Source organism: uncultured Boseongicola sp., from assembly GCF_937988555.1.
Lineage (GTDB): Bacteria > Pseudomonadota > Alphaproteobacteria > Rhodobacterales > Rhodobacteraceae > Boseongicola.
Genome location: NZ_CALJXO010000203.1, coordinates 1 through 12634, shown reverse-complemented (window position 1 = coordinate 12634; position 12634 = coordinate 1). Strand labels below are relative to the sequence as shown.

11 protein-coding genes are annotated in these 12634 nt (G+C 53.8%); 8 read left to right on the top strand and 3 right to left on the bottom strand.

The window, feature by feature from the left end; all coding sequences use genetic code 11:
- Positions 1-114: 114 nt before the first annotated feature.
- Together Q1B15_RS11840 and Q1B15_RS11835 are read right to left on the bottom strand one after the other, a co-directional pair.
- Positions 115-327, bottom strand: coding sequence for a GDCCVxC domain-containing (seleno)protein (locus Q1B15_RS11840; RefSeq protein WP_299753943.1), 213 nt, complete (start codon positions 325-327; stop codon positions 115-117).
- A 10-nt stretch (positions 328-337) separates the two neighbouring features.
- Complete coding sequence (locus Q1B15_RS11835; RefSeq protein ID WP_299753942.1) at positions 338-661, bottom strand: hypothetical protein; 324 nt, start codon at positions 659-661, stop codon at positions 338-340.
- Between the two features lie 99 nt (positions 662-760).
- Between Q1B15_RS11835 and Q1B15_RS11830 the strand changes: the two genes are divergently transcribed.
- The 7 genes from Q1B15_RS11830 (at position 761) to Q1B15_RS11800 (ending at position 7815) form a co-directional block, all read left to right on the top strand.
- Positions 761-1150, top strand: coding sequence for a helix-turn-helix domain-containing protein (locus tag Q1B15_RS11830; RefSeq protein WP_299753941.1), 390 nt, complete (start codon positions 761-763; stop codon positions 1148-1150).
- Between the two features lie 338 nt (positions 1151-1488).
- Positions 1489-2136, top strand: a complete 648-nt coding sequence (locus Q1B15_RS11825; protein ID WP_299753940.1) for a DUF3047 domain-containing protein — start codon at positions 1489-1491, stop codon at positions 2134-2136.
- A 289-nt stretch (positions 2137-2425) separates the two neighbouring features.
- Complete coding sequence (locus tag Q1B15_RS11820) at positions 2426-3313, top strand: homocysteine S-methyltransferase family protein (RefSeq protein ID WP_299753939.1); 888 nt, start codon at positions 2426-2428, stop codon at positions 3311-3313.
- Between the two features lie 213 nt (positions 3314-3526).
- A complete protein-coding gene (locus Q1B15_RS11815) occupies positions 3527-4657 on the top strand; it encodes an ABC transporter permease (RefSeq protein ID WP_299753938.1) in 1131 nt (376 codons plus the stop codon).
- Positions 4657-5436: an ATP-binding cassette domain-containing protein gene (locus Q1B15_RS11810; RefSeq protein ID WP_299753937.1), complete on the top strand. Its 780-nt coding sequence runs from the start codon at positions 4657-4659 to the stop codon at positions 5434-5436. Before Q1B15_RS11815 ends, Q1B15_RS11810 begins: the two co-directional genes overlap by 1 nt.
- 6 nt (positions 5437-5442) lie before the next feature.
- Complete coding sequence (locus Q1B15_RS11805) at positions 5443-7185, top strand: MlaD family protein (protein ID WP_299753936.1); 1743 nt, start codon at positions 5443-5445, stop codon at positions 7183-7185.
- Between the two features lie 6 nt (positions 7186-7191).
- On the top strand, positions 7192-7815 hold the full coding sequence (locus Q1B15_RS11800; RefSeq protein WP_299753935.1) for an ABC-type transport auxiliary lipoprotein family protein: 624 nt from the start codon (positions 7192-7194) through the stop codon (positions 7813-7815).
- Between the two features lie 486 nt (positions 7816-8301).
- Here the strand turns inward: Q1B15_RS11800 and htpG are convergent, their stop codons facing one another.
- The gene (gene htpG, locus Q1B15_RS11795) at positions 8302-10167 is read right to left on the bottom strand and encodes a molecular chaperone HtpG (RefSeq protein ID WP_299753934.1); all 1866 of its coding nucleotides are present in this window, start codon (positions 10165-10167) and stop codon (positions 8302-8304) included.
- Between the two features lie 437 nt (positions 10168-10604).
- Between htpG and htpX the strand changes: the two genes are divergently transcribed.
- Positions 10605-11504: a zinc metalloprotease HtpX gene (htpX, locus tag Q1B15_RS11790; protein ID WP_299753933.1), complete on the top strand. Its 900-nt coding sequence runs from the start codon at positions 10605-10607 to the stop codon at positions 11502-11504.
- Positions 11505-12634 lie beyond the last annotated feature (1130 nt).

The window sequence follows — 12634 nt, the reverse complement described above, 5'->3', positions numbered from 1 at the left end:
TTTGTCTTCCACGCGAGGCACTCATTAGAGCCAAATGTAGCACGGGTTCGTTTTGGGCTCAAAGCATGCGTCATTGGACCAACCTCCGCAACGCGGGGGCATTGATGCGATTGACTAGCCGCAGCAGCTTTCACCCTGTTGGATAGGGGGGCACGGCACGGTCGCATAGGAGCAGAAGACGCAGCAGTCGCCCTCCTTTGGCTTCAAGATGGTTCCGCAGGCCTTGCATTCGTAAAACCACTGGCACGCGTCAGACGGCATCGTCTCGTTTTCGATGTGTCCGCACGATGGGCAGGTCAGAGTGCTTTCCAGAATGACGGTTTGCATGTTCATGATCTCACATTTGCATAATTAGGTAGTCGTTTATCCGAGCCTCGTTGAAAACGACGACCCAAGCCAAAGCTGTCAGGGCAGTGCTCCCTGCCAACCATCCCTTTAGCCGATTTGCCGAACCGCGCCGAAACGAAACCAGCCATGAAACTGCTATAAGGACCGAAGAAGTGGCCAATACATAGTAGCTTGCGGCAGCGATTTTTCCGAAGACAGCCAGCCAGCTCCCGCCCAATCCCAAAAGCATCAATGCCATGGGCAGGACGCAGCAAGTTGCCACCCCGAGGGCCGAGACGGAACCCAAATAACTAAGACTAAGGTATTTCTGCATTTTCCCGCTCCTTGGGCATAATCGCAATTCGGTAGATACCGCGAACAGCAGAACGTATAAGTCCTGTAGCAGCTACAGGAGCAAGCGGGGAGGTATCACATGATTGCGATTGGAGAAGCGTCCCGACAAAGCGGCGTCGGGATCGAAGCGATCCGCTACTATGAACGCGAAGGTCTTGTTCCAAAGCCGAAACGCGCGTCGAACAATAGGCGGCTTTACTCAGAGCGCGACGTAGGTCGACTTCGCTTTCTGAAGAAGTGCCGTGATCTGGGCTTCCCGCTTGCAGATGCAAAAGTGCTGCTCTCTCTTTCAGAGAGCCGTGACGGCGACTGTCAGTCGGTCAAAACGATGGCCGAAATTCATACTGCCAATGTGCGCGCAAAGATCGCCGAACTCAGAATGCTTGAAGCTGCATTGAGCGAACTCACCGTAAATTGCTCTGGTGGTTCTGTTGCCTGCCCAATGCTTGACCAGTTGCAGACGGCCTAGTTTCATAAAGGGCTGACAGCGGACCTTCGCGGCAGTTCGCACTAAGGTCCGCACAGCGGAAATACTGTTGGAAACAGTCGGCTTTCGGCCGGGAACGGGCAAATCGGTAGAATTTCTTGCCGCCAAACAACCGTATAGCAAGCACAGTTTGCTAAAGGCCATTCTGGAGGAATGTTGTTCCAAAATTTTGAGACGTTTTGGGGCGCGTCGAGTTTTTAACACAATCCGGACAAAGCGGTCGCCTAGACTTTTCCGATCGATCAATGACGCAAACTTGATGCCTCTTCTGCGGACACGCGCGCCTTGTGCGCTAGGTTCTTCACAAGAGGATTATGTTTATGAAAAAGATAGTGACAGTCGTTGCCTGTCTACTTGCGACTGAACCAAATTTTGCCAGCGCTCAGCAAGTCGTATTCGGCAAAAGCTGGAAGGAACAGCGCTTTTCGATGCTCACTAGCAACGATTTTGCGCTGAATGGTGACAGCCTTGGCGTGACGTCCGACGGTACCGTATCGCTTTTGTGGACGTCACTCCCTGAAACCATGTGGGACAAGAGACAGGCCACTTGGGAATGGGCTGTGGAACGGTCTGTGCCTGCCACAGACCTTTCACGAAAGGGTGGCGATGACCGTAACCTATCAGTCTACTTCATATTCCTGCCGGAAGACGCAGCGAAGGGCGCCCAGAGCAAAGGCGTAAGGGCGCTATTGAACAACCCGGATGCCCGCGTCTTGATGTATATCTGGGGCGGCGCTCATGCCCGCGGGGAAATGCTACCCAGTCCATATCTGGGCTCGCGTGGTCGTAGTATTATTCAACGGGGTGTGGGTATCGGAACCGCTTCCGAGCGTGTCGACCTTGCTCGAGACCACCGACGGGCTTTTGGAGAAGAGCCGCAAAGCCTGGTCGGCCTTGCGGTATCATCAGACAGCGATGATACGGGAACAGAAGTCGTGGCACGTATATCGCGGATGCGGATCGAATAGTCGGTTTTGCCACACCTCTTTGGACGTCGTTTGACACCTAATTTACGTTTCCCTTGCCCGCATCCAAGAGTTCGATTTGGGCTCCTAGCGAGCGTTTGCTGGAGTTCGTACGAAGGTCTGCTGTGCGGACAAAGCCCAAATGTGCATGAATGACACCAAACGATTGGTCTTGACATAATCCTGCCACTCTATTTTTTGTAATTCAGTTGCGATGTGGTCACCGGTTTCGCATGAAAAAAGGTGCTCGAATTCTGTTGTATTGAGAGCTGTAAATTTTTGGATCATTTGTATGACACGGTACGAAAGATTGATGCGCCGCCTTCGCTCTGGGGCGCAAATAGTAATTGATGGCGGCACCGGGACCGAAGCCGAAAGACGTGGCGTTCCGGTTCTTGAGAATGCGTGGAGCGGCGGTGGAGCGCTGTCCCATCCTGACATCGTGCGCGAAATTCACGAAGATTATATTGGCCACGGTGCTGAGATTATCATTTCCAACACGTTCTCGACAGCGCGACATACACTCGGCGATTCAGAGGTCGAACATCAATTTGAACAGTACAACCGTCGCGGCGTAGAACTTGCATGCGAGGCGCGTCGTGCACAGCAAAAGCCAGAAGTCTTGGTTGCTGGCGGCATCTCATATTGGTCGTTTATCAATAAATATCCTTCCTTAAATATACTCGCGCACGACATTGCTGAGCAAGCAGCCATCATGGCCGACGCGGGAGCCGATCTGTTGATGCTTGAAATGATGGTAGATATTGACCGCATGCTTGTTACGCTTGAAGCAGCGCAAACCAGCGGTTTACCGGTCTGGGTCGGCTTCAGTTGTGAGCCAGATACAAACGGAAATATGTGCCTGCTTAATGGAGAGCCACTAGAGGATGCGCTTGCTTCCATCGGAGATAAAAACGTCGACGTCGTAACCATCATGCATACCGACATTAGATATATAGATGCTTGCCTCGACATTACGGATGAACACTGGCCGGGCGTCGTCGGTGTCTATGCCCACTCAGGTAAATTTGTGAAGCCTAATTGGGTTTTCGAGGGCACGATCTCACCGGCGGGATATGCCGCGTATTGCGACCGTTGGCTGCAGCGAGACGTGCAGATCATCGGTGGGTGTTGCGGCATTCGGCCAGACCATATAGCGATGCTGAGCGAACTTGTTTGAATAAACGTGATTGCAGTATTTGTTTCTATTTCAACAAAAAACGGCTCAATATCGACCTTCGCTGCAGGTCATACTAAGGCCCAAAGGGCCGACTTTGTTGCTTTCTAATTTTTGATAGCAGACACTCGCTCATATACCGGTGATCTATCAACGCCCATGATCGGTTACCCTGGAAAAGGCAGCCGTAGATCCATCTGACAACACTCAGTCATCATGCTTTGGTTCCTGCCTTCAGTGAGGCCCACTTTGCAGTCAAATGATCCTATAAATGTTCAGCTGACAAACCGGATAGTGATCGCACGGGTGGATGAGCTTCGTGCGCAACTCGCCGAAGCCGAAGCTGCGTTGAACGTGACACTGGATCTGACGGCGACAACGGCCATGGACACCGCTGGGGCGTGGCTGATCGTCGAAGTGCAAAGTAAAATTCGAGAGCACGGCGGGCAATGCAACATCGTTGGTGAGTCGGCAAAGCAATCCGATCTTCTGGAGATCGTTCGCGCCAGTATCCCCGTCAAGGAAGACGCCAAGAAGGAACGCCACGGCGTCGTTGATTGGTTTGAACGTGTTGGCGAGGCAACGTACCTAGCATTTCAAGCGCTGATCGAAATCTTGGGCTTTTTTGGCTTGGTCGTCGCGCGTCTTGGCGGGCTGGTTATGCATCCGCAGCGCCTACGGGTTACCTCACTTGTACACCACATGCAGGAGATCGGGTTAAGCGCAATTCCCATCGTATCATTGATGGCATTCCTGATCGGCGTGGTCATGGCATTTCAAGGTGCTGTTCAGTTGCGTCAGTTCGGAGCCGAGGTCTTCGTCGTCGACCTGATTGCGATTTCAGTTCTGCGCGAGTTGGGCATCCTTCTGACTGCGATCATTGTTGCAGGCCGTTCGGGGGCAGCGTTCACCGCCGCAATCGGATCGATGAAAATGCGGGAAGAGGTTGACGCAATGCAAACGCTTGGCCTTGATCCGATTGAGGTTCTCGTTCTGCCGCGGGTGCTGGCGTTGGTGTTCGTGCTGCCACTTCTGGGCTTCGTGGCCGACGTCATGGGGCTACTCGGCGGAGCGATGATGTCTTGGATCGAACTCGATGTCTCTCCGGGCATGTTCAAGACCCGGCTCTACGATTCAGTTGACGTTTGGCACTATGCTGTCGGTCTGATCAAGGCGCCGTTCTTTGCCGTCATCATCGGAATCGTCGGATGCTATGAGGGCATGAAGGTCGGAGGCGATGCGGAATCCCTTGGGCGTCTGACATCGACCTCCGTTGTGCTGTCCATCTTCTTAGTTATTGTGGCCGACGCCATGTTCTCGATCTTTTTTGCCTTGTTGGGTGTCTGATGACTGAACCTCGCGAACCTGTCATTATGGTCCGTGGCTTGCGCACCCAGTTCGGAGATCATGTCGTGCATGACGGGTTGGATCTGGACGTTAATCGGGGCGAAGTGCTGGGGGTCGTCGGCGGATCGGGAAGTGGAAAATCCGTCCTGTTGCGCGCCATCGTCGGCCTGATACGCCCCAAAGCGGGCGACGTCAGCGTGTTTGGCACGGACATGCTGACCGCCTCGGACGCGGCACGCCAGAAGATCGAACAACGCTGGGGCGTGATGTTTCAGGACGGGGCATTGTTCTCATCGCTGACGGTGTGCGAGAATGTTGAAGTCCCAATGCGCGAACAGACCGACCTGTCTCCCAAGACCCGCAGATCTCTTGCAGAGCTTAAGGTGTCGATGGTCGGGCTGCCGCAAATCGCTTGCGATAAATATCCTTCTGAGCTGTCAGGTGGGATGCGAAAACGTGCCGGACTTGCCCGTGCGTTGGCGCTTGACCCTGAAATTGTATTCTTGGACGAGCCCACCGCCGGTCTCGATCCAATCGGTGCCGCCGCATTTGACGCGCTTATTAAAAAGTTGCAGACGACCATGGGCTTGACTGTATTTATGGTCACTCACGATCTGGATAGCCTGCACGCAGTCTGCGACCGGATCGCCGTTCTCGCCGAAAAGAAGGTTTTTGTGACAGGTACGATGAAAGACATGTTGAAGGTGGACCATCCTTGGGTTCACGAGTATTTTCATGGTCCCAGAGCCCGCGCGGCAGGGTTTGGGGCTGAGGATTGATTTCGGATGGAGACTAAGGCCAATTTTGTTCTGATCGGAGCGGTGACGGTTCTTGGTGTCCTCGGTCTCTTGGGCCTTTTGATCTGGTTCGCCAAAGTCGAAATCGACCGCCAGTATGCCTGGTACGAGACGTTGTTCGAAAGCGCTTCAGGGCTCGGGATGGCGGCGGATGTGCGCTACAATGGACTGTCTGTCGGTACGGTCATTGGTCTGGGGCTGGATGCGGACGACCCCAGCAAAGTCCGCGTTCGGATCGAGGTTACCGCTGACACTCCGATCAAGACCGACACTGTTGCACAACTTAACTCTCAGGGCGTTACGGGCGTCGCGTTTGTCGCGCTGACTGGCGGCAGTCCGGAGGCGGCTCTGTTGCGCGATCCAATTGATCTAACAGTAATTCCGATGATCCAATCCGAACTGTCCGTCGTTCAGGCGCTTACCGAGGATGCCCCTGATCTTGTGGCTGAAGCCGTCGCGGCGATCAAAGATTTTAGAAATGTCATGGGGCCAGAGAACCAGACAGCCGTGTCCAACATGCTGCAGAACATCGAAGCAGCCTCAGGCCAACTTGAGCAGGCCTTGTCGGATTTCTCTAATATTTCCCGTACTGTGGCAGAGGGCACGGCCGAGATATCTAAATTTACTGGGCGTCTTGATGAGATCGGCTCTACGATCCAGACAACACTTTTGAAAGTCAACGAAACATTGGATGTCGCGAAGGTCGCGATTGCCGAAGTCGAGCCAACGATGCAATCTGCGACGGCGGCATTCACAACTGCCGAAACCACAATTTCTGGCGTCGACGTTTTTGTTAAGAACCGTATTCCGCAGATCGCCGATGACCTGTCCGGTGCTATCCAGTCCATCGACACGGCTACGACAGGGTTGAGCACCCAGCTTGATGCGGTATTGAAGCAGTTTGGCGGCACGGCGGACGCAGCGACGGACCGGTTCGTGGCGCTTGAAACAACGATTGCCACGCTCGACCAGACCCTTGCGGAGGTGCGAACGTCGCTTGCAGCCGTTGAGTCCGCATCGGTCAGCTTCCAAGGCCTGATGGACGGCGAAGGCACAGCGTTGGTTTCCGATGCCAGAGCGACGCTGAAGACCATGCAGATGACTATCTCCGGTATGGATAAGACGCTGCAGGAGGACATCCCGGCAATCGTCGCAGATATCAGAACAGCCGTCACAAAGGCCACCGATGTTATTGATCAGGTCTCAGGCGATGTAACCTCCTTCACAAAACGGCTCGAGCCATTGGTCGATACAGGCGACGCGACGCTAAAGGCGGCGACAGAAACGCTGCAGAACGCTAATCGCACCTTGGCCAACCTGGACAAGGCGCTGAGCGCGACAGAGAAGACGCTTGATACCGCCGAACGCACCTTTGCGGAAGCTGAGACGGTCATCACGGCAGATCTGGGTCCGGCCATCTCGGACGTTCGGACGGCGGCGGGCCAGTTTGAGTCAACAATGACAAACCTGTCGCAGGATATCCCGGCCATTACGGCCGATCTACGCAACGCTATGGCGCGCGCGCTCGAGGTGATCCAGGATATTAACGAGACCGTCACAGCCAGCGCGCCGCCAATCCAGACCTTTGCGCGGACCGGCCTGCCGGAGTTCACCAAATTCGCCCGCGAAGCGCAGCAACTGGTCTACCAGTTAGATCAGTTGGCCAGGAAACTGGAGCGCGACCCCGCGCGGTTCTTCTTTGGCAACAACGTTCCCGAATTCAGGAGATAGGCACACATGACCATTCGCAGATCCCTGCGCTACGGCATCCTAGGCCTTGGACTAACGGCATTGGCTGGATGTTCTACCCTTTCCAGCATCCAGTCTGCCTCAACACCGCTCGACACTTTTGAGCTGACGCCTCTGCCCACTGGTGTTGTCACCACGTCCCGAAGCCGACGCCAGTTGGAGGTCGCACTGCCGACTGCGACAGGCGCGCTGTCCAGCGACAGAATTCTGATCAAGCCCACCGCGCTTCAGATCGCGTCTTTGCCGGACGGGCGATGGGTCAATGAGACGACCGAACTCGTACAGTTGCTGTTGGTCCGGTCGCTTGCCAACTCGGGCCGCTTCGCCCTTGTCACCAGCGCAGGCCTGGGTCCGCCGCCGGACTTTGTGCTTATGACGGATTTACGGGCATTTCAGGCTGAGGTCATCAACGACCGAGTAACAGTTGTCATAAGCTCGACCATGACATTGTTGCGCGACACAGATGACATCGTGATTTCGTCTCACCGTTTCACCAATTCATCGTTTGTAACAGATACCAACGCGGAAAGTCTGGTCGATGCCTTCGATCAAGTAATGACGCGGCAATTGGCAGACGTGGTCGCTTGGATAGTCAGAAGCTCTGGGAGTTGATGCGCGTTGTCTGAGACCCAGGGGGCTTACCCGCATCCATATTTTTATTGCCGATTATGGTGTCTGGGAAATAACCCCGCGAGGGGCAGTAGCGCGCAACTTTTCTGAGTTGATAGCCCGTTGAAGTCGCGTGCAAAGCACCTGATGTAACGCAACCTAAGTGGTGTCTGAACCAACCGAGAGAGTTGTTCACCCGCGTTTCCTGGGATGTTCCCAGCGATTTGTGAGATTTTTTCCCTGGACCGGGAAAGGGGTCATAAGATGCGACAAACAGACAGAAAAACCGCTGCATGTTTAGCAGTTATCGAGCCAGAAGTGAACACAGGGAAACAGGGCCTAGATCGGGAGCGGCGGCGCAAACCAAGCGCTGCTAAATCAGCGACCAGGGCTACTAACACAACCACTTTACAATCGGGTTTTCAAAGATCTTCGTCACTCAATTTGGACTGCTGAAAACCCTTATCTCACGTGATCGCAAACGCTTCCCTACAAAGCACTATCCATGACCGACCCAAGACGGCGAACAAAATCGGCTGGGTCGGACGGCACTTCTCCATCTGCAATACGTGCCTGGTCCAGCAGTAAGTGAGCGGCATCCTTGAGTAAATGATCGGACGCTGACTCGGTGCCTTTCGCGCGCTCAGCGAGTTTTTTGATAATCCGGTGGTCAGGATTCAACTCAAGAACCCTCGGCATATCCTGCTGCAACTGACCATGCCGCTTCAGCAGTTTCTCAAGGTTGACGTCCATGTCCCCCTCGTCTGCAATCAGGCACACAGGGCTGTCGGTTAATCGCTTTGACGGGCGAACATCTTTAACCGCATCACCCAGCTCGTGCTTAATTGACGCAATTAGATCAACGAGATCAGGAGCTTCATCATCATCCTCTTTGTCGCTCGCTTTTTCATCAGTGGTGATTTTGTCGAGATTAGTCGCTCCCCGCGTGACGGACTTGAACTGCTTACCTTCAAATTCAGTGATGTGCTGCAGCCAGAACTCATCAACATGGTCTGACAACAGCAGCACTTCTACGCCTTTGGCCTTGAAGCCTTCCAAATGGGGAGAATGCGCAATTTTCTTCGCATCTTCCCCGGCCAAGTAATATATCGCCTCCTGACCGTCTTTGCAGCGGCTCACGTAGTCTGACAAGCTGGTCAATTCACCGCTTTTGGTGGACGAAAAGCGGCAGACCTCAAGAATCCTCTCCCGCAAAGACGGATCCTCAATCAAGCCTTCTTTTAAAACAGCCCCAAAATTGTGCCAGAAATTCTCATATTCTTCCGGAGCCTTGTTCGCTTTCTTTTTCAGCTCACCAAGCACCTTTTTCGTGATCGAGGTTTTTATTTTTGCAAGTTTTGGATCCGACTGGAGCATCTCGCGGGAGACATTGAGTGACAGGTCCTGTGAATCGACCACACCCCGGAGGAATCGCAGATAGGCAGGAATAAGATCCTTTGTTGTGTCAGAGATAAAGACCCGGTTCACATACAGCTTCACGTGGCTTTTACGTTCCGCGTCGAACAAATCGAACGGTGCCGTCGAAGGTATGTAAAGAAGGCTGGTGTGGTTCACCGTACCTTCGACGCGGTTATGCATGACAAGCCACGGCTTATCGAATGCATGTGACGTGTGATGGTAGAACTCTGTATGCTGCTCCTCGGTGATATCTTTGGGCGCGCGGGTCCAGATCGCAGAAGCCGAATTGAGAGTGTTTGAACCGAGCTTCACTGGGAAGCTGATATGTTCGGAATAGGTATTGATGATGTGGCGAATGCGGCTTTCTTCGAGGAACTCCTTCGCATCCTTCTTCATGTGCAAGACGACAGTCGTGCCGCATGCTTCGCGTTCTCCGGGCTCGATTGTGAATTCGCCCTTCCCGTCCGAAGACCACTGCCAGCTTTTTTCCTCACCTGCTTTGCGCGTTAAAACGTCAACACGGTCGGCAACCATGAAAGCGGAATAAAAGCCGACGCCGAACTTGCCAATCAGTCCCAAGTCACCCTTCTCGCCAGTCTTCAGCGCCTCAAGAAACGCGCCCGTGCCCGACCTCGCGATTGTTCCGAGCGTTTCCAGCAAATCATCGTAGCTCATCCCGATGCCGCTATCAGAGACCGATAGTGTCTTTGCTTTCTTGTCGACCTCCAGCGAAATTGAGAATTCTCCAGAGTTTTCAGCAAGCGATGGATTTGTAAGGGACCCATACCGAAGTTTGTCACAAGCATCAGAGGCGTTGGATACCAACTCACGAAGAAAAATTTCGCGATTGGAATAGAGTGACCCTGCAACGATATCAAGGAGTTGCCCCACCTCTGTTTGGAAAGAAAATGTCTCTTTTTCACTCGCATCTGTCATGGTGAAAACCTCTATATTTGTAGAAGGGCTGGCCGGGATCATCGGTGGAGATAAGAAGACAACAAAAATGTTTCAACCTGCTGGTTTCTTCAAGCTGAACGGACGTCTGGGTTAAGCGTCTTCGCCCAGAACAAGATCGTATATGTATTCTGACCTAAAAATAATGACCAGTTTAAAAGCGTGACTGGTTTTCGCGGCTTGCTGTCTCTCAGCGATGCCGCTCTGGTCCAATCCATTGCTCATCTGAATAGCGGGCGCCATGCGCCCATCCGGCAGGCAGGACAGACGCAATACCCTGAAGAGCTGTCTCCGAGAGTGCCAAATCAGCGCCCGACAGCTGCCGCACTCGACGCCGCCATTCTTTACAGGACTTTTTGGGGCATTGCTGAAGGCATATTCGCTCCCCATATTTGTGGAACGATTGCCAGGAGAATTAGATGGGATACGTAAAAACCGCGATGCTGATGGCGGCAATGACCGCACTTTTCATGGGTGTCGGATACTTACTGGGCGGCGGAAGCGGCGCAGCGATCGCGCTTATTGCAGCTGGCGGCATGAACGCCTTTTCGTGGTGGAACTCCGACAAAATGGTGCTTCGGATGCATAATGCGCAACCCGTAGCGCCAGGGGACCGGGCCGGCCTGAACGTCTTGGTCAAAGAACTGTCCGGCAGAGCGGGTTTGCCTGTGCCGAAAGTGTACCTGATTGATGCCGCTCAACCCAATGCCTTTGCAACTGGTCGGAATCCTGAAAATGCGGCCGTTGCTGTGACCTCCGGTCTATTGCAACGCCTGTCGCGTGAAGAGGTGGCCGGGGTCATCGCCCACGAGTTGGCGCATATCCAGAACCACGACACAGCGATCATGACCGTGACCGCAACCTTTGCGGGTGCAATTTCGATGCTTGCGAACTTCGCGATGTTCTTCGGCGGTTCGCGTGAACGGATCGGTGTAGCAGGTACTCTCGCGATGATGATCCTCGCCCCACTTGCGGCAATGCTGGTTCAGATGGCGATCTCGCGCAGTCGAGAATACGAGGCAGACCGGATCGGCGCTGAGATTTGCGGCGATCCGATATGGCTTGCGGATGCACTTGAGGGTCTCGAGCGGAGTGCGGCAGCAATCGATTACATGTCAGCGGAGCGCAACCCGGCAACCGCGCATATGTTTATCATCAACCCTCTACACGGGCAGCGGATGGACAACCTTTTTGCAACCCATCCTGCCACAGAAAACCGTGTGGCTGCTCTGCGCCAGATGTCGAAAAGCACTGGAAGTAAGCGGCGCAAGTCGGACGCCCGTTCTGAGACAGGTAAATCCCGGCCTTGGGGTAAATAACGCAGAGATTGTTGCGCATATCGTACGGCACCTATACTCACTTTTGCTGCCGCGACCACCAAGCCGTTTCTTTCTCGTGTGGAGACCTTCGAACGGATGACGTTTGGCGATTACAAGACAGCGCAGCTGGCGCTCCAGGTTGAAAATGGGTGAGGATTGAGGTGTGAACGGCCACAATTTTGCCAGCTCTCGCTCAGCACTGCGCCTTTCATTTCACGACAAATGTCAGGAGGCGGACTTTCACTGCGATGCGTAGCTAGGTCCGCTTTGATGCATTTGCAGCGAACATTGCTACGACACACCGGTCGAAACAGCGACCGAGTTGCGGCAGTGCAGCACAATTCCCCCAAACCGGCCGTTCGCTGCGCCCACTCTCGATGTCTCAGTTGCGGGACAAAACGGACAAAAAGCCCATGACGAAAAACCGGGGAAGCGGAGCTATTGTCCGTTTTGTCCCAAAAGTCCGGTGTCCCAAAGCCTGACGGCGGTAGGGCTCAGTCTCGATGCAACGGTTTCTGTCCGTCCACGATGCCATCTACAATCACTTCAATTTACAACGCCATCTGGTCTCCCGCCGAACTCTCCATAAAACCCGCGCCAAGGCATTCACTGAATGGTTCGAAATTGTGCCTGCTTGATCTGGGATTACGCCGGCATAATTGGTTCAGCTGAGTTAACGTGACAAAGCCCTGCGGACAAAGAAGCTGGCCCAAACAAGAAAAGACCACTGCTGCTGTAATGGTCTTTTTACTTTTCTGACCGACGCTTCTTGGGGAATGAAGCTTCGGGCTTTGGGCGCGGGCAATTATTTCAAGATCGCGCGGATCGAATTCTTCGCACGTGCTTCTGCACGTCCCGGATGCTGGATGTCGCTGTCTACGCTCAGCAGCGCAAGAGAAGAGACCTGTGCGGAACTTAGCTTGCTGGCGTCGACGTCGAAGTCATAGGTTTCGAGCGTTTCCTGTGCAGCGTCTACATGAGGGCTTACCGAGATATGCCCAAAAGTTGGTGACGGCCCTCATCAGGCGGCAGTTTGAAGCTGCTTGATCCCGTCTTTGAACTCAACCCCCTGAATGACTTCTGGCAGACGGTTTGGCCCAGAGATCTTTCGCCACTTCTTCTTGGCTGAC

Coding starts and splice junctions, on each gene's coding strand:
- Q1B15_RS11800 (WP_299753935.1), top strand. CDS start 7,192: ATGACCATTCGCAGATCCCTGCGCTACGGCATCCTAGGCCTTGGACTA.
- Q1B15_RS11840 (WP_299753943.1), bottom strand. CDS start 327: ATGCAAACCGTCATTCTGGAAAGCACTCTGACCTGCCCATCGTGCGGA.
- Q1B15_RS11815 (WP_299753938.1), top strand. CDS start 3,527: ATGCTTTGGTTCCTGCCTTCAGTGAGGCCCACTTTGCAGTCAAATGAT.
- Q1B15_RS11825 (WP_299753940.1), top strand. CDS start 1,489: ATGAAAAAGATAGTGACAGTCGTTGCCTGTCTACTTGCGACTGAACCA.
- Q1B15_RS11805 (WP_299753936.1), top strand. CDS start 5,443: ATGGAGACTAAGGCCAATTTTGTTCTGATCGGAGCGGTGACGGTTCTT.
- Q1B15_RS11810 (WP_299753937.1), top strand. CDS start 4,657: ATGACTGAACCTCGCGAACCTGTCATTATGGTCCGTGGCTTGCGCACC.
- Q1B15_RS11835 (WP_299753942.1), bottom strand. CDS start 661: ATGCAGAAATACCTTAGTCTTAGTTATTTGGGTTCCGTCTCGGCCCTC.
- htpG (WP_299753934.1), bottom strand. CDS start 10,167: ATGACAGATGCGAGTGAAAAAGAGACATTTTCTTTCCAAACAGAGGTG.
- Q1B15_RS11830 (WP_299753941.1), top strand. CDS start 761: ATGATTGCGATTGGAGAAGCGTCCCGACAAAGCGGCGTCGGGATCGAA.
- Q1B15_RS11820 (WP_299753939.1), top strand. CDS start 2,426: ATGACACGGTACGAAAGATTGATGCGCCGCCTTCGCTCTGGGGCGCAA.
- htpX (WP_299753933.1), top strand. CDS start 10,605: ATGGGATACGTAAAAACCGCGATGCTGATGGCGGCAATGACCGCACTT.